Genomic DNA, 15,969 nt, shown 5'->3' on the forward strand with positions numbered 1-15,969 from the left:
CTCACCACCATGGCCCCGCCGACCACCGCGCGCGTCATCCCCCGCCGGGTCGGAACTCCCTAAACGAGCCCGCCGAGGGCCGGGTCGCTGATGCTGTCCTTGCCATTCTCGACATGACCCGCGCACCGGTACGCGAAGTCGGCATCACCGGCGACGGAGACCGTCAGGTCGTACCAGCCGTGGGTGCGGGCGAGCGCCCACGTGACGCGCTCGGTCTCGCCGGGGCGCAGCGACAGCGTGACCGGTCGAGCTTTGTACCCGTCGCGGACGGTCACCTCGACCCGCTTCGAGCCGCGGTTCTTGAGGGTGAGGGCCAGTTTGTAGTCGTGCTCGTCGTAGGCGGGGGTGACGTCGAGCTGGGACCGACCGGCGGTGAACCGGCGGAAGAACCCGTTCGGTCCGTGTACCGACAGGTCGTAATCGGGGGTGACCGGCCAGGTGTCGGTCAGGTGCTTGCCCGGCTCGACGGTGTAACTGCGTGGGGCGTCCGCGCTGCCCGCATGGCGGACCTGGAAGACTGCGGCGACCCCGCCGGAGTTGCGGAAGTCGATCCGGAACGCGTCGTCGCCGCGGTGCCCGTCGGCGTGCAGGGTGTACGGGATCGGCCGCGCCGGGCGTACCCCGTGCTCCTGCTTCGGCAGCCGCTGGTCCGCCGGCGGGACCGGCACCTCGTCGGGGTGCCGGACCAACTCGTCGGGCTTGAAGTCGTCGGTGTCGGGCAGCCTGACCTCGCGTGAGCGGTTCGGGTGCCGGAAGTCGAACGCCGTGGTCAGGTCGCCGACGACGGCCCGCCGCCACGGGGTGATGTTCTGCTCGATCAGGTCCGGGCGGCCGTGCCCGAACCGCGCCTCCAGGAACTTGATCAGTGAGGTGTGGTCGAAGACCTGCGAGTTCACGTAGCCGCCGCGCGTCCACGGCGAGACGATGACCATCGGCACCCGGATGCCGAGGCCGTACGGCCCGGCCGGGTGGTCGGCGTCGCCGGGGAAGATCTCGTTGGTGGTCGGCACTGTCGACTGGCCGTGCTCGCGGGTCTGCGGGGGCGTCGGCGGGACCACGTGGTCGAAGAAGCCGCCCTCCTCGTCGTAGGTGATGAAGAGCGCCATCTTGCTCCAGACCTCGGGGTTCGAGGCGAGGATGTCGATGACCTGGGAGATGTACCAGGAGCCGTAGGCCGGCTCCCAGTTCGGGTGCTCGGTGTACGCCTCGGGGGCGGTGATCCAGGAGACCTCCGGCAGGCGTCCCGCCTCGACGTCGGCGCGGAAGTCGGCCAGCAGCGCCTCCGGGTCGCGGCCCTGGGTCCTGACCTCGGTGCCGGTCTTCGCCTTGTCGGCCAGCGGCGTTCCCGGCTGCGCGTTCTGGTACTGGTGGAAGTAGAGCAGCGAGTTGTCGCCGTAGTTGCCGATGTACGGGTCGTTCGTCCAGCCCCAGGACCCGGCGGCGTTGAGGCCCGTGCCGACGTCCTGGTAGATCTTCCAGGAGATGCCGTTGCGCTCCAGCCGCTCCGGGTACGTGGACCAGTCGTAGCCGGCCTCCGCGTTGGTGATCACCGGGCCGCCGCCCTTGCCGTCGTTGCCGACCCAGCCGCTCCACATGTGGTAGCGGTTCGGGTCGGTCGGGCCCATCAGGGAGCAGTGGTAGCTGTCGCAGACGGTGAAGGCGTCGGCGAGCGCGTAGTGGTAGGGCAGGTCCTGGCGGGTGTGGTAGGTCATCGCCGTGACGCCCTTGTTCGGCACCCACCTGTCGAACCGGCCGTCGTTCCAGGCGGCGTGCCCGTCGTTCCAGCCGTGCGGCGGGTCCGGCAGGAAGGTCTGGCCGAGGTCCTTCACCTCGGGGCGGAAGGGCAGCAGCTCGTCGGTCCCGTTGGGCTGGTGCCACACGTCCTTGCCGGATGGCAGTGTCGCCGGATGGGGGTCACCGAAGCCGCGTACGCCGCGCAGGGTGCCGAAGTAGTGGTCGAAGGAACGGTTCTCCTGCATCAGGATGATGACGTGCTCGATGTCCTTGATCGAGCCGGTCCGGTTGTTCGCCGGGATGGCGAGCGCCTTGCTGAGGTCCATCGGGAGCGCCGCGCCGATCGCGGGAACTCCCATCGCCTTGAGGAACGTACGGCGATCCACGGTGCCCATAACTCCGCCTTTGTGCGATCTGGTCGGGAAACTGGCGACCGGACGCTACCGACGACGGGTTGACGGCAGATGACAGTAGTTCGTTGGTTTTGCGACCACTCGTCGACCGGCTCTGGGCCTGAAGAGCAGCCGCTCAGGCCGCCGTGGTGTCGACCCGGGTGAGCCGTCGATGCCCGCTCGGGCTCATGCCGTGCACGCGTTTGAAGGCCGCGCTGAAGCCGAACGCGTCCGCGTACCCGAGGTGACGCGCCACGGCGGCGACCGTCGCTGTCGATTCGGCCAGCATGTCGGCGGCCACTGTCATGCGCCAGTCGGTCAGGTACGTGAGCGGCGGTTCGCCGACCATCGCGGTGAACCGTTTGGCCAGCGTGGACCGGGACACCCCGGCCTGCGCGGCCAGGCTGGCCAGGGTCCACGGCCGGCCCGGCGCGTCGTGCATGGCGCGCAGCACCGGGCCGATCGTGTCGTCGCTCAGCGCGCGGTACCAGCCGGGCGCCTCGGCCTCCGGCTGGTCGAACCAGTCCCGCACCGTGCACACCAACAACCAGTCCAGGAGGCGGTCCAGCACGACCTGGCGTCCGGGCCGACCCGCGTCGAGCTGGGCGTCCAGGTAGTCGCGCAGCGCGGCGCAGTCCTGGTCTTCCGGCACGACGAGCACCGGCGGCAGCGCGCCCAGCAACCGCTGGGGTACTCGACGCCTGACGTGGTAGACCCCGACCAGCAGCACGAGGCGGTCGGTGTGGTCCGCGCCGACGGGGTCGGCCACCCCGGTCTGGCCGCGCCGGACGTCTCGCAGTTCCCCGGGCTCGAAGCTCGACCGGGGCTCGGCGGCGAACACGAACGGCGCGGGCCCACGCACGGTGGCCGCCTCGCCGACCCGGACCAGGCGAGGCTTGTCGCTCTCCGGATGGGAGATCCAGCCTTCGCCGCGCATCGGGACGCAGAGCGTCAGCGGGGCGCCGTCGGTGAACCGTAGGGCCGAAGGCGGCGTCAGCACCGACCGGCCGAAGGCCGCGCCGTCGGCGTGCAGACCGCGCAGCAGATTGTCGAACGGGTCCATGTCACCGACGATAGATCGCGGAGGATGGACCGCGGACGATCGGACATGCCTGGCGTACGACAGGACATGTCCCGCCCTCGACCGGGCGCGTTGACTCGTGGTCATGACGACTGACGCACCTTCGATTCTCGTGATGGCCGGCACCGGCAAGACCGGTCGCCGGCTGGTCCGGACGCTGCGGGCGACGGGCCGGCACGTCCGGGCGGCCTCCCGCTCGGGTGAGGTGCGGTTCGACTGGTCGCGGCCGGCCACCTGGCAGCCGGCCCTGGAGGGCGCCTCGGCGGTCTATCTGCTGGCTCCGGAGGACCCCGCGCCGGCGGCCGACTTCGTGACCCAGGCGGTCGACTCGGGTGTCGGCCGGTTCGTGGCGCTCTCCGGCCGGGGAATCGACCGAGTCGATGGCTTCTCCCCCGGCATGCTCGCCGCCGAGGAGGCGGTGCGGAAGTCCGGCATCGAGTGGACGATCATCCGGGCGAACAACTTCAGTCAGAACTTCAGCGAGGACCTGTGGCGCCAACCACTGCTCGACGGTCGGCTGGCCCTGCCGATGGGCGCCACGCCGGAGCCGTTCGTCGACGTCCAGGACGTCGCCGATGTGGCCGCGACCCTGTTGACGTCGCCCGGTCACCACGAACAGGTGTACGACCTGTCCGGTCCTCGTGCGCTCACCTTCGCCGAGGCGGTGGCGACGATCGCCCGGGTGACCGGCCATTCGATCCGCTACGTGGAACTCACCCCGGAGCAGTACCACGTCGAGCTGCTCGCCGAGGGTTATCCGGCGGAGACGGCCACGGCGCTGAACGCCCTGTTCGCCGGGATGCGGGCGGGCCATCTCGCCGAACCGACCGACGGGGTGCGTCGGGTTCTCGGACGGGACCCGCTCGACTTCGACACCTACGCCACCCGGGCTGCGGCGGCCGGCGCGTGGTCGTAGCCCGCCCCCGGGCGGCATGAGAGCGGCGTAACAGGTGATCTGCCCGCATACCGTGAGCACCCCGACGTACCGTGAGATCGTGCCGACGAGAGAGATACTCACCAAGGCTGACCTCGCCGACCTTCGCCGTTCGGCGCTCGGGAAGGCCGATCCGCTCGGTGTCGCCGCCACCCTCGCGCAGGCCGCCGAGCAGGGCCGGCTGGAGGACCCGGACGACGCCGGGGACGCGCTGACACTGGCCGCCGAGATCGCGGAGATCCGGGCCAGGCCCGAGGCCGCGCTGCGGTACGCCGAGCAGGCCCTGGAGGCGTATCCGTCCGGCGATGATCCTCGGGCCGGGTTCGCCCGGGCGCTGCGGGCCCGCGCCCTGTTCCGGGCCGGTGGGCGCGACGACGAGGCGATGGCGGAGTTGACCGCGTTGCGCCCGTTGCTGCTCGTGCAGCCCGACGCTCCCGCCTACGTCAGCGCCGCGCTGGACGCCGGTGGGCGTTCGGCGACCGCCGAGACGTGGCTGAGCGAGGCGGTCGACACAGTGCTCAACGAACGCGCGACCGCCGCGTCCGGGCCGGCCAGCACCACGATCGACCCGGTGGTCGATCTCGGTCCGCCGGACGCGCCCGGTGTCACCTTCTTCCTGTTGCAGCAACGGCATCGGGTACGCCGGAATCTGAACCTGCCGCACGACCGGCAGGACGACCTGGCGGACCGGTTGGAGACCCAGCTCGTGCGTCGGGCCGGGGAGCGTCGGGACGCCGAGTCGGATCTGCTCTTCTGGCCGAGGGCCGAGTTCGATCGCCTGCTCGCCGAGCACCCCGCCCTCACCGAGGTGTACGGGCCGGACTGGGACGCTCACCGGGGCCGGTTGGAGACGGAGTTGGTTCGGCTGCGGGGTGCCGGTCAGGCGGGGTTGGGCGTGTTCGGCGCGACGGTGGCCGGGTTGACCGCGTTCGCCGGTCGGCGCGGCGGCGATCCGGCCGACGCGGCGGTCCGGGCCGGCTACGCGGCCGAGGTGTCGGCGCGGCCCAGCGCACGGATCGCCTGGCCGCCGGAGCGCAACGACGCCTGCTGGTGTGGGTCGGGTCTCAAGTACAAGAAGGACTGCCTGCCGCGCTCGCGGAGCTGACCGCGGCGGCTATCGCGCTGCGGTGGCCGACCTGACCCGGAGTAGCGTCCCTAACGGCTTCGACACCAATAGCCATTAGGAGGGCCTTCGTGCTGGTCATCGCGCATCTCAGTGACACCCACCTCGACTGCCATCCCCGGTCGGCCGAGCGGACCGCCCGGGTCATGGACTACCTGCACGGCCTGCCGCGACCTGTCGACGCCATCCTGATCACCGGGGACGTCGCCGAGCACGGCGAGGTGGCCGAGTACGAGACCGCCGCGAGGCTCTTCGACTCCCCGCTGCCGGTCATGGTCTGCCCCGGCAACCACGACGTGCGCGACGCGTACCGCAAGGGTCTGCTCGGTGACGACCGCGGCGGCGCGGGCCCGATCAACGCCCGCCACGACGTGGCCGGGGCGGTCTTCCTCCTCGCCGACTCCTCAGTGCCCGGCGCGGACGACGGTCACCTGGACGAGGAGACGATGGCCTGGCTCGCCGACGAGTTGGGTTCGGTGTCGGCCGCAACGCCGACGTTCATCGCCCTGCATCACCCGCCGGTGGTGCTGCACCACCCGGTCATCGACCCGATGCGGCTTCTGCCGGCCGACCCCCTGGCCGAACTCGTCGCCGCCCACCCGCAGGTCGTCGCGGTGCTGACCGGGCATTTCCACACCGCTGCCGCGAGCACCTTCGCGGGCCGTCCACTGCGGATCGCCCCTGGTGTGGTCTCCACGCTGCGGATGCCGTGGGAGGGCGAGGGCCCGTTGACCACCCAGACGCAACCGCCCGGCGTCGCGTTCCACGTGTACGACGACGCCGGGCTGCTCACCACCCACTACCGGGTGGTGGTTTGAGCGTGCACGGGGTCGCGGTGCTCGGCTTCCTGCTCGCCGTCGCGCCGATCACCGCCACGCCGGGCGCGAGCCTGACCCTGGTCGTCTCGCGGGTCGCCAGCGGCGGGCGGCGGCAGGGCTGGTGGGTGATCCTGGGTACGGTGACCGGGCTCTACGTGCACGCCACGCTGGCCGCTGTCGGCCTGGCCGCGCTGGTGCTCCGCTCGTCGCAGGCGTTCTGGGTGGTCAAGCTGGTCGGCGCTGCCTACCTGGTCGGGCTCGGGCTCTGGATGCTCTGGTCCGCGTCACGCCGTCGCGTGCGGGCGGGACGGCGGCCGGCGGTTTCCGCCCGAAGGCTGCCCTGGCGCGTGGACCACCCGTACCTGCAAGGGTTGCTCGGCAACGTGCTGAATCCCAAGGCCGCCGCCATCTACCTGACGTTGGCGCCACAGTTCCTCGAACCGGGCCGACCGGTGCTGGTGCCGATGCTGCTGCTCGCCACCGCGCACGCCGCGTTTGCCACCTGTTGGCTCGCCGGCTGGACGGTCGTCTCCGGCGCCGCCGCCCGGTTGCTGCGCACCGCATCGGTGCGACGACTGCTCGATCGGCTGACCGGCGTGCTGCTGGTCGGCCTCGGCGTCCGTGCGGCGGCGACCTGAGCGATCGCCGGGATGACACGCCCGCGTGGTACCGATAGCGTCCCTGTGTGGACGATCAACGTCCAGGCCGATGCCACCGGAGGAGACGCCGATGTTCGAGGAGTTCATGGGCATCCCGGCCCACCCTCTGCTGTTGCACGCCGCTGTCGCGTTCGTGCCGCTGCTGGCCCTGCTGACTGTCGGTTACGCGTTCGTCCCGCCGATCCGGCCGCACACCCGGTGGGTGCTGGGGCTGCTGGCCGTGGGCGCGCCGGTCGCCGCCCTGCTGACGAAGCTTTCCGGCGACGCCTTCCTCGAGCGGCTGCGCGCCGCCAACCGGGTCACCCCCGAGTTCCTGCCGAAGCTGGAGGCGCACCAGGAGTTCGGTGACATGACGCTCTACACCAGCATCGGGTTGGGCGTGGTGGCCCTGGCGCTGGTCCGGCTCGTCCCGCCGAGGGCCGCCGACGCCAGCGCGGATGGACGGCCCCGTCAGCCGCTGACCCTGGCGTTGCAGGTGTTGTCGCTGGTGGCCGCCGCCGTCACCGTGTATTACGTGGTGCGCACCGGCGACTCCGGGGCGAAGGCGGTCTGGGAGGGCCAGTGACGTCGGCGGTTCATCGGCGGCTGGCCCGGTCGACGCCCCTGTGCGCCTGGACGGTCCGCTCGATCAGCTGCCGCAGCACGCTCTCGTCGACGTCGTCGAGCCGCTTCAGGTAGATGCACCCCTTTCCGGCGCGGTGCGAGCCGAGCCGGGCAAGGAGCGCGGCGTCCCGCTCCTCGAGACCGTCGCCGGTGAGGTAGAGGACGAGGTGTTGTTTGCGCGGCGAGAACCCCACCAGGGCCGCGTCGCCACTACGCCCGCTCTCGTAGGTGTAGTGGTAGCTGCCGAAGCCGACGATGCTCGGGCCCCACATCACCGCCGGCTCCCCGGTCAGCTCACCCATGATCGCGCGGAGCCGCCCTGCGTCGGCCCGCCTACGTTCGTCGGGGATGCTGGCCAGGAAGTCGTCGACGCTGATCGCGGTCGGAACGGTTGCTGGCTGCTTCGCTGTGGCCATGACGTGATGCTGTCACCTGCCTACGACGAGAACCGCCTCAACGGTCAGGCAACCTCGTCGCGTGTTCGCCAGGAGAGCGCCACGAGCCACCCCGAGATGAGCACCGCTCCGACGGCAATGTGGTGCGACCCGGCCGGAGCCGGGCCGCACCACAGTGTCGACGATCAGCCGGCGTGGTACGCCCGGATGATGGTCTGGTCGATTCCGCTACCGCCGTTGGCTGCGGCCTTCACCCGCAACGACACGGGCTGCCCGGCGACGGCCGTCGGCAGCGCGACCCGGTAGCTGTCGCCGCTGCCGGTGACCCAGGCCGACTTCCAGGTGGCACCGTCGTCCGTCGAGGTCCAGACCTGGAACGACGTCACCTTCTGCGCCTTGATGCCCCGCATCTGCCGGACGGCGAGTTCCGCCGTTCCGCCGGTGGCGTGGTTGTTGGTGTCCATCGGCAGCGCGTAGTCCACGGCGAGCAGCGGCAGCGGGACGCTCCCGGTGCCGTCCGGCCCGGCCGACCGGAACGTCCACGACGTGTTGACCTTAGTGGAGATCGGCAGGATCAGGCTCGTGTCGACGTCGAGGGTCAGCCGGTAGTCGGCCACCTGCTGCGGCACTGTGAAGTCGGCGAGCGGGCGGTCCCGCTCCTCGACCAGTTTCCCGTCGCGGTACAACGACAGCTTGCGGTTCACCCCGATCGCGGAGCCCTGGAGGCAGTCGGCCCGCTGGTGCTGGTCGGTCAGCGACACCAGGTCGATGTGCAGGTTGCCCCGGGTCCGTGCCGGCGCGGTGGCGCAGCTGTGGTCGACGCCGGCCGGGTCGTCGTACCAGCCGGAGTGCAGCGGCTGCCGCGCCCAGACCTTGGTCTGACGGCTGCCCGGCTGGTAGGTGCGGGGGGCTTCCTGGGCCGACAGACCACCGTAGACACCCTCGTCGGCCCAGCGGTAGCCGGCCGAGAGGTAGTCGGTGCGGTACGGCGGCAGGTTGCCCTCGTGGGTCTGCGTCACCGGCACCCCGTCCGCGGTGAAGCCGCTGCGGATCAGTTGGGTGACCATCCCCTCCGAGTCCACCTGGTGGAAGCGCTCCTCGATCCGGGCGAGTGTGGCCTGCTCGGCCATGTTCACCCGGAAGGCGGGGTCGGTCGGCACGCCGACCGCGTACTCGTGCACCAGGTTGTAGCGGTACGGCGTGGCGGTGCCGGCCGGCGAGTCCAGGTTGACCGCCGCCCAGGTGCGCCGGGAGCCGACGGTGGGCTTGGGCAGCGCTGTGGTGCGGACCGTCGTCTTCGCCCCGTACCCGCTGATCTGGTGCCACCAGGACAGGCCGTTCGGCGCGGTCTGGACGTTGGTGAGGTCGGTCCGGGTGGGCGTGGTGGGCACCCCGTCGACAGTCGCCGTCACCGGCTTGGCCCGCGCCGGGTCGAGCGTCACGCTTCGGGCGCCGCGCACCTCCAGGTCGGTTTCGGCGGCGAGCGTCGTCTCCAGGACGTCGCTGTCGACGTAGTAGGCGACGGACGAGCCGAGGATCGCGTACCGGCCGGCCGGCACCCGCACCGTGAAGGTGTCTCCGGGCGTGCCGCCCGCGCCGCCGTAGTAGATCACCGGGTCGGTGAGGTTGGTGACCATCAGGTTGATCCAGCTCTCCGCGCCGTCCTTCAGGCCCGGCATCGGCTTCGTCTGGATCGTCAGGTCGTAGCTGGGCTGCTCGACGAAGAAACTCACCGGGGTCGTCGCGACCAGCTTGCGGCCGGAACGGGCGCTGACGGTGGCCAGGTAGAAGCCCGGTCGGGCGGCCAGCGCCGCACGGTTGACTCGCAGGGTCGCCGCGGCGGTGGCGCCGTGCTTGAGCGTCAGCCGGGTCGTCGAGAGCGACGCCGCGCCGCGCGGCACCGGTTGGCCGTCGTGGTTGACGATCGACACGTCGAGGTCGAGAACGGCCGTCGACTCACCGGTCCAGGTCAGCTTCGTCTCGCTGGTCCCGGACTGCGGGTGGGCGAAGGTGCCGAGGTTGACCACCGGCTGGTTGCTGGTGGTGCCGCCGAGGGCCCGGACCGCGTTGAGCCGACCGGCGCCGACGGCGTACGGGTCGATGCCACTGAGCGGGTCGGCGGCGCCGACGAGGGCGGCCTTGAGTCGCTCACCGCTCCAGTCCGGGTGGCGCTGGGCGAGCAGCGCGGCGGCGCCCGCCGCGTGCGGGCTCGCCATCGAGGTGCCGCTGATGGCCTCGTAGTACCTGTCGATCGGGTCCTGGAGGTTGGTGCCGGCGGCCCGGGCGGCGACGATGTCGACGCCGGGGGCGACCAGTTCCGGCTTGGCCACGTTGCTGGTGACCAGCGGCCCGCGGCTGGAGAAGTCGGCGAGCTTGTCGTTGCGGTCGACAGCGCCGACGGTCAGCGCGCTGGCGGCCGAGCCCGGCGAGGAGATGGCGCCGCCGCTGTTGCCGGCGGCGATGACGAAGAGCGCGCCGGTGGACTTGCTCAGAGCGTCGACGGCGAGCGACAGCGGGTCGCTGCCGTCGTCCGGGTCGCTGCCGCCGAGGCTCATGTTGATGACGTCGGCCCGGGTGGCGGCCCACTCCATGGCGGCGATGATGCCGGAGTCGTCGCCGAAGCCGTTGTCGTCGAGAACCTTGCCGACCACCAGCTTGGCGTCCGGTGCCACGCCGCGACGCTGACCGTGGGCGGCCGCGCCGGTGCCGGCGATGGTCGAGGCGACGTGCGTACCGTGGCCGTTGTGGTCGACGGCGTCACCGCCCTCGACGGTGAAGTCGGCCCGGTCGGCGACCCGGCCGACCAGGTCCGGGTGGGTGAAGTCGGCACCGGTGTCGAGCACCGCTACCCGGACGCCCTTGCCGGTGTAGCCGGCCTTCCAGGCGTCCGGCGCGGCGATCTGGCCCAGGTTGCGGTCCAGGCCGGCCGGTCGCCCACCGCCGGTCAGGGCGGTGGCCCGGACCTTGCGGTCGAGCCAGACCTTCTTCGCGCCGGCGAGCAGCGAGTTGGTGGCGAGCTTCGCCGTGGCCGGGCTCTTCTTGGGTACGCGGCCGGCGACCGCACCGATGCTGGGCAACGACAGCACGTCACCGAGCGCGGCCACCCGGGCGGACGCGGTGGCGGGCTGCACGATGAGCGGCAGCTCGGCGGCGTTGTCGTCGTCGTAGCCGTCGGCGATCAGCGTGGTGACGTCGAACAGGTCGGGGTCGAGGACCGAGCCGAGTTGGGACGCGACGCGGGCGGGGATGACGTGCAGGTGACCGTCGGGGCCGCAGCTCTGGTGGATCACCGCGTTCTCGTCGGCCGGCCGGATTGTGGCCTGTGGGCAGCCGGATCCGGTGTCTCGTACGGTCACCACGTCCCCGGTCAGCAGGGTGACGGTGTGCGTCTTGCCGTCGGCCGTGGCTGCGGGTGCGCCGGTCCGACCGATGTCGCTGGGTCCGGCCGTGGCGGCGCCGCCCGGTAGGGCGGTCAGCGTCGTGGCCGTGACGGCGACGGCCAACAGCCATCGCGTTTTCCTGAGCATGTCGCTCCTCGTCTAATGTGGACGAAGCCGCCTCTTCGGACGACTCCGGCAAGATCATATGCAGGTGAACGATCTTCGGGGAGCCTTCGACGAGGAGGTTTTCACGCCCGTAACAGTGGGAGCACCCGCCTGCCGAGCAGGTCGATGCCGCCGTGCGGCGTCAACCCGTGCGGGGTGCCGAACTCCACCCGGCTCGCCCCGGCGTCGAACACCGCCGCGGCCTGTCCGGCGACGTGCTCGGGCGTGCCGGAGAAGGCGAACAGATCGAGCAGGTCGTCGCCGATCAGCGCGCCGGCGAGGTCGTCCTCCCGCCGGCCGACGTGCTGCTTGATCCGGCCCAGCAGCTCCGGGTCCACCTCGATCGTCGGGTCGAGGGCGGCGACCACCGCGAGGTACATGGCCACCTCACGGCGGGCCACCCGGCGCGCCAGCGCGCCGTCCTCGTCGACGACGGTGACCGCGCCGAGCACGACACCGGTGCCGTCCGGGTCGGCGACCGCCGCGTCGTCCAGCCAGGCGCGCATCATCCGGGCCATCGCCGGGTTGGCCGACCCACCGACCTTGACCTCGCCGGCGAAGCCCGCCGCTGCCCGGGCGGTTTGCCGCCCCCACGTGCCGACGAGAACCGGCACGTCGGCACGGGCCGGTGTGTACCGCAGCGAGGTGCCCGGCGCGACTGTGAACTCCCCGCCCTGGAAACCACTGTCGTCGCCGGCGAGCAGCAGCCGTACGACGGCGACCGTCTCGACGATGCGCCGGATCGGACGGACCTGCGGCACACCGATCTCGTTGAGCCAGGTGCCCCGCGCCAGGCCCAGGTACGCCCGGCCCCGCGAGGCCAGGTCCAGCGCGGCTACCTGACCGGCCACCTCCACCGGGTGCATGGTGAAGGGGTTGAGGCACGCCGCGCCCAGGCGGATCCGCCGGGTGTGCCGGGCCGCCACCAGCAGCGGGAAGATCGGGGGTTGGTACATCAGGTCACCGAAGACCGACAGCACGTCGAAGCCGTGCCGCTCGGTCAGTTCGGCCAGCTCCGCGTACTCGTCGGCGGACTTGTCGGACTGTAGGCCGATGCCGACCAGCCCAGCGCTCACGTCAACTCCTCGGTGGGGATGCGCTGAAGGCCGGTTCGTTCGATGCGCATGATGAGCCGCTCGTCCGGGTCCGGGCAGGCGACGTGGCTGTCCCGGGCCATCCAGTCGCCCTCGGCCAGCGCCCGCTGCTTCGCCGGCAGCAACGGCAGGCACGCCGCCAGGGCGTAGAGGCAGAAGTGCCCCCCGGCGGGGATGGTGAGTCGGTTGGAGCCGGTCAGGTCGATGTGGTCGCCCGGTTTCAGGCCGCACACCGAGCGGCCCTCGATCCGCTCGACCACGATCCGCAGGTCGTACAGGTCGGTGGTGGGTTCCTCGGCGCTCATCGCACGGCCTCCGCGTGGTGGTGCACGATGCGCCAGGAGCCGTCCTCGCGGCGCAGGACGTCGGTCACCCGGAAGCACTCGTCCGGCCGGTTGTCGGCGAAGCGGGCCCGCAGCACGTAGCGGACCAGACCGGTGTCGCCCCAGGCGTCGGCGCGCAGGTGTTCCGGCGCCACCGAGATCGGCGCCGGCCCCGTCGCCCGGGTCGCCCGCCGGTCCCGCAGGTCGTCGAGCGCCGGCAGGCCGGACAGCAGTCCGTCGGCGTCGGACTCCCAGAACGTCAGGTCGGGGTGCAGGTGCGCGTCGAAGGCCTGCCGGTCGCCGAGGGACCGGTACAGGTCGGTGATGGTGGTGCGGAGCTCATCGCTCATCGGCTTGTCACTTCCGATCGGGTACGGCGGTGCGGGGGGTCAGGGCAGGTCGGCAAGGCGGGCGCGGAGCGGATCCAGTCCCATGGGTCCGAGCGCCAACGCGGTGTGGTGAAAGCGTTTCCGGTCGAAGGCCGCACCCTCGCGACGCTCGGCGTCGCGGCGGGCCTGGTGCCACAGTCGCGCGCCGACCTTGAAGGCCAGGGCCTGCGCCGGCCAGCCGAGATACCTGTCGACCTCGAAGCGCGCGGTCTCGGCGTCCAGGCCGGCGACGCGGGTGAGGACGTCCACCGCGAGCGCGGGCGTCCAGCGGCGTTCCTCGGTGAAACCGTTGCCGGCCGGGATCGGCAGCCCGAGGTGCAGGCCCAGGTCGATGACCACGCGAGCGGCCCGCCACATCTGACCGTCGAGCATGCCGAGCCGCTCGGCCGGGCCGGCGTACAGGCCGATCTCGTCGGCGAGGCGCTCGGCGTAGTGCGCCCACCCCTCGGCGTACCCGTGCACCTGGCACAGGGTGCGCTGCCACGGGTGCAGGGCGGCGGTGGTGAGGGTGACGGCGTGCTGCAGGTGGTGGCCGGGTAACCCTTCGTGGCAGAGCGTGCCGACGTGCCGCCACACCGGCACCGTCGACTCGCCGGTGGGCACCGACCACCAGATCGCGCCGGGACGCGTCAACGCCGGGTCGGGAGGCGTGTAGTACATGACCCCGGACGTGGCGGGGCTGATCCGGCACACCACCCGGCGCGTGGCGGACGGAATGTCGAAGTGGGTGCCGTCGAGGGCATCAGTCAGCTGCTCGGTGCGCTGGCGCAGCCACTCCTCCAGGGCGGGCCCGGCCGCCACCCGACCGGCCGGGTCGGCGTCCAGGGCCGCCCGCGCGGCGGCCACCCGCGAGTGGCCCAACTCGCCCGCGACGGTCCGCAGCTCGGCGGCGGTGCGGGCCAACTCCGCCCAGCCGTACGCGTACACCTCGTCCAGGTCGACCGTCGCGCCGAGGAAGCTGCGGGCGGTGACCCGGTAGAGGTCGCCGCCCACACCGTCCACAGCGGATGCGGCGGGTGCCAGCTCGGCGCGGAGGAACGCGGCGAAACCGGCGGTGGCGGCGGTCGCCAGCCGCGCACCCAATTGCAGCTGCGCGGCGAGTGGGCCGCCGGAGTAGCCGTCCACCAGCCGCCCGTAGAAGTCCGCGCGGGTCCAGGCCATGCACTGGTTGGCGACCACGAGCACCTGCCGGCGGGCGACCAACTGTCCGCGCTGCGCCGACCGACGCAGCGTTTCGGCGTACCGGGCGAGGGCCTCGGGCACCTGGCGCAGGTGGACGGCGACCACCGCCCAGTCGTCCTCGGTGTGCCGGGGCAGGGTGTCGAAGAGCTGCCGGAGCAGGTGCACCGGGGTGGCCAGCGGGGCGAGCAGTCGGGTGGTGAAGCCCGCGTCGTACAGGTCGACCTCACTGGCCAGCCGGTCCAGCAGGGCATCGGCCAGGGATCGCTCACCGGGGCCGTGGGTGGTCGCCGCGGCGGCGGCCGTCGCGGTGCGTCGGGCCAGCTCGGCGCGGGCGTCGAACCCCTCCGGCGAGAGATCCGGGACGTGCGACGCGGGCGTACGCCCCACCGCCTCGGCCGCCTGTGGGTCCAGCTCGGCGAGCGCGTCGAGGTACCCGTCGGCGACCTGGGTGATGCTACTCATCGCGGTACGCCGAGCCGGCCGTGGTCGTCGCGGTACGCCACCCCGCCCTTCAGCACCGCGTGCAGGGTGCGCAACGCGGAGACCGAGCGGGTCGGGTCGTCGCGCAGCACCAGCAGGTCGGCGTGCTTGCCGGCCTCGACGGTGCCGAGGGTGTCGGCACGACCCAGCCACTGCGCGGGGCGGGTGGTGGCGGCCTTGAGCGCGTCCGCGACGGGCATCCCCGCGTCCACCATGAACTCCAGTTCGCGAACGGTCGCTGTGGTCTCGTCGTAGCCGGCGTGCGGGGGCATGTCGCTGCCCAGGGCGATCGGCACGCCGTTGCGGATGGCGTGCTGGAGGCTCTCCCAGTGCCGGGGACCGGCCGCGAGGGCCCGGTCCATCAGCCAGCCGGGCACCCCGGAGTCGCGGAAGAACTGCTCGCAGCGGCTCACCACGATCGTCGGCACGTACCAGACACCCCGGTCGGCCATCAGTCGGGTGACGTCGTCGGTCAGCTCGTACCCGTGCTCGACGCAGTCGAGGCCCAGCTCGACGGCGCGGCGGACCGAGTCGGCCGGGCCGGCGTGCGCGGTGACCTTGCGCCCCCAGTCGTGCGCCACGCGGATGACAGCTGCCATCTCGTCGTCGAGCAGCTGCGGGGTGTCGATCGCCTCGTGCTGGCCGGCGATCCCGCCGGAGATGCAGACCTTGATCAGGTCGGCGCCGGCGCGGAGCTGTTCGCGGGTGGCCCGCCGGAACCCGTCAGCGCCGTCGGCCTCCAGGGCGTCGGCGTCCCAGCCGTGCCCGCCGGTGCAGCAGAGCGCGTGCCCGGCGGTGAAGATGCGCGGGCCGTCGACAGCACCGGCCTCGATCCCCCTGCGTAGGGCGAAGTCGGCGTATCGGCTCTCCCCGACGAGGCGGGCGGTGGTGACACCGGAGTGCAGGGTGCGCCGGGCCGAGTCGGCCATCAGCAGCACCAGCTCGGCCAGGTTCGCGCCGTGCACCGTGTCGGCGAGGTGGCCGGGCAGCCCCAGCGAGAGGTGGACGTGCATGTTGGTCAGACCCGGCATGACGTGCTCGCCGCCCAGGTCGACCACGCGGGCCGCGCCGGCCTCGGCGAGGACGTCGTCGACCTGACCGACGGCACGGATCATCCCCTCGGCGTCGATCCAGATGCCGCGATCCGGTTGGAGGGCGTCCTGGACACCGTCGTAGAGGGCGAGATTGACCAGGACCTGTTCGGTGGGCTTGCGCAT

The 15,969-nt window shown here is 72.0% G+C and carries 14 protein-coding genes; 5 read left to right on the top strand and 9 right to left on the bottom strand.

Annotated features, from left to right (window positions below):
- Window positions 1–59 precede the first annotated feature (59 nt).
- Together OHB44_RS20040 and OHB44_RS20045 are read right to left on the bottom strand one after the other, a co-directional pair.
- The gene (locus OHB44_RS20040) at window positions 60–2,129 is read right to left on the bottom strand and encodes a phosphocholine-specific phospholipase C (protein WP_238686967.1); all 2,070 of its coding nucleotides are present in this window, start codon (window positions 2,127–2,129) and stop codon (window positions 60–62) included.
- Window positions 2,130–2,262: 133 nt separating this feature from the next.
- Window positions 2,263–3,189 (bottom strand): AraC family transcriptional regulator, encoded by a 927-nt coding sequence (locus OHB44_RS20045; RefSeq protein WP_238686966.1) that lies wholly within the window; start codon window positions 3,187–3,189, stop codon window positions 2,263–2,265.
- Between the two features lie 103 nt (window positions 3,190–3,292).
- Here OHB44_RS20045 and OHB44_RS20050 point away from each other — a divergent pair, with 103 nt between their 5' ends.
- The 5 genes from OHB44_RS20050 to OHB44_RS20070 all read left to right on the top strand — a co-directional run bounded on the left by OHB44_RS20050 (window position 3,293) and on the right by OHB44_RS20070 (window position 7,306).
- Window positions 3,293–4,123 (top strand): NmrA family NAD(P)-binding protein, encoded by an 831-nt coding sequence (locus OHB44_RS20050; RefSeq protein WP_238686965.1) that lies wholly within the window; start codon window positions 3,293–3,295, stop codon window positions 4,121–4,123.
- Window positions 4,124–4,202: 79 nt separating this feature from the next.
- A complete protein-coding gene (locus OHB44_RS20055; RefSeq protein ID WP_238686964.1) occupies window positions 4,203–5,246 on the top strand; it encodes an SEC-C domain-containing protein in 1,044 nt (347 codons plus the stop codon).
- Between the two features lie 89 nt (window positions 5,247–5,335).
- Window positions 5,336–6,082, top strand: a complete 747-nt coding sequence (locus OHB44_RS20060) for a metallophosphoesterase (RefSeq protein ID WP_238686963.1) — start codon at window positions 5,336–5,338, stop codon at window positions 6,080–6,082.
- A gap of 2 nt (window positions 6,083–6,084) precedes the next feature.
- Window positions 6,085–6,720, top strand: coding sequence for a LysE family translocator (locus tag OHB44_RS20065; RefSeq protein ID WP_238686962.1), 636 nt, complete (start codon window positions 6,085–6,087; stop codon window positions 6,718–6,720).
- 91 nt (window positions 6,721–6,811) lie between these two features.
- Window positions 6,812–7,306, top strand: coding sequence for a DUF2231 domain-containing protein (locus tag OHB44_RS20070; protein ID WP_238686961.1), 495 nt, complete (start codon window positions 6,812–6,814; stop codon window positions 7,304–7,306).
- A 10-nt stretch (window positions 7,307–7,316) separates the two neighbouring features.
- Here the strand turns inward: OHB44_RS20070 and OHB44_RS20075 are convergent, their stop codons facing one another.
- The 7 genes from OHB44_RS20075 to OHB44_RS20105 all read right to left on the bottom strand — a co-directional run bounded on the left by OHB44_RS20075 (window position 7,317) and on the right by OHB44_RS20105 (window position 15,969).
- Window positions 7,317–7,760 carry a DUF1801 domain-containing protein gene (locus OHB44_RS20075; RefSeq protein ID WP_238686960.1) on the bottom strand — a complete coding sequence of 148 codons (444 nt, stop codon included), beginning with the start codon at window positions 7,758–7,760 and terminating at the stop codon, window positions 7,317–7,319.
- A gap of 164 nt (window positions 7,761–7,924) precedes the next feature.
- The gene (locus OHB44_RS20080) at window positions 7,925–11,266 is read right to left on the bottom strand and encodes a S8 family serine peptidase (protein WP_330437846.1); all 3,342 of its coding nucleotides are present in this window, start codon (window positions 11,264–11,266) and stop codon (window positions 7,925–7,927) included.
- Between the two features lie 101 nt (window positions 11,267–11,367).
- Window positions 11,368–12,360 carry an LLM class flavin-dependent oxidoreductase gene (locus OHB44_RS20085; RefSeq protein ID WP_330437847.1) on the bottom strand — a complete coding sequence of 331 codons (993 nt, stop codon included), beginning with the start codon at window positions 12,358–12,360 and terminating at the stop codon, window positions 11,368–11,370.
- Window positions 12,357–12,683, bottom strand: a complete 327-nt coding sequence (locus OHB44_RS20090; protein ID WP_238686957.1) for a TIGR04076 family protein — start codon at window positions 12,681–12,683, stop codon at window positions 12,357–12,359. Before OHB44_RS20090 ends, OHB44_RS20085 begins: the two co-directional genes overlap by 4 nt.
- Window positions 12,680–13,051, bottom strand: coding sequence for a nuclear transport factor 2 family protein (locus OHB44_RS20095; protein ID WP_330437848.1), 372 nt, complete (start codon window positions 13,049–13,051; stop codon window positions 12,680–12,682). The genes OHB44_RS20090 and OHB44_RS20095 overlap by 4 nt, the downstream gene beginning before the upstream one ends.
- 39 nt (window positions 13,052–13,090) lie before the next feature.
- Window positions 13,091–14,734 carry a DUF885 domain-containing protein gene (locus OHB44_RS20100; protein ID WP_330437849.1) on the bottom strand — a complete coding sequence of 548 codons (1,644 nt, stop codon included), beginning with the start codon at window positions 14,732–14,734 and terminating at the stop codon, window positions 13,091–13,093.
- On the bottom strand, window positions 14,731–15,969 hold the full coding sequence (locus OHB44_RS20105; protein ID WP_266302132.1) for an amidohydrolase family protein: 1,239 nt from the start codon (window positions 15,967–15,969) through the stop codon (window positions 14,731–14,733). Before OHB44_RS20105 ends, OHB44_RS20100 begins: the two co-directional genes overlap by 4 nt.

This window comes from Micromonospora sp. NBC_00821 (assembly GCF_036347035.1).
GTDB lineage: Bacteria > Actinomycetota > Actinomycetes > Mycobacteriales > Micromonosporaceae > Micromonospora > Micromonospora hortensis.

Coding starts and splice junctions, on each gene's coding strand:
- OHB44_RS20080 (WP_330437846.1), bottom strand. CDS start 11,266: ATGCTCAGGAAAACGCGATGGCTGTTGGCCGTCGCCGTCACGGCCACG.
- OHB44_RS20075 (WP_238686960.1), bottom strand. CDS start 7,760: ATGGCCACAGCGAAGCAGCCAGCAACCGTTCCGACCGCGATCAGCGTC.
- OHB44_RS20095 (WP_330437848.1), bottom strand. CDS start 13,051: ATGAGCGATGAGCTCCGCACCACCATCACCGACCTGTACCGGTCCCTC.
- OHB44_RS20090 (WP_238686957.1), bottom strand. CDS start 12,683: ATGAGCGCCGAGGAACCCACCACCGACCTGTACGACCTGCGGATCGTG.
- OHB44_RS20100 (WP_330437849.1), bottom strand. CDS start 14,734: ATGAGTAGCATCACCCAGGTCGCCGACGGGTACCTCGACGCGCTCGCC.
- OHB44_RS20105 (WP_266302132.1), bottom strand. CDS start 15,969: ATGCGCAAGCCCACCGAACAGGTCCTGGTCAATCTCGCCCTCTACGAC.
- OHB44_RS20045 (WP_238686966.1), bottom strand. CDS start 3,189: ATGGACCCGTTCGACAATCTGCTGCGCGGTCTGCACGCCGACGGCGCG.
- OHB44_RS20070 (WP_238686961.1), top strand. CDS start 6,812: ATGTTCGAGGAGTTCATGGGCATCCCGGCCCACCCTCTGCTGTTGCAC.
- OHB44_RS20040 (WP_238686967.1), bottom strand. CDS start 2,129: ATGGGCACCGTGGATCGCCGTACGTTCCTCAAGGCGATGGGAGTTCCC.
- OHB44_RS20050 (WP_238686965.1), top strand. CDS start 3,293: ATGACGACTGACGCACCTTCGATTCTCGTGATGGCCGGCACCGGCAAG.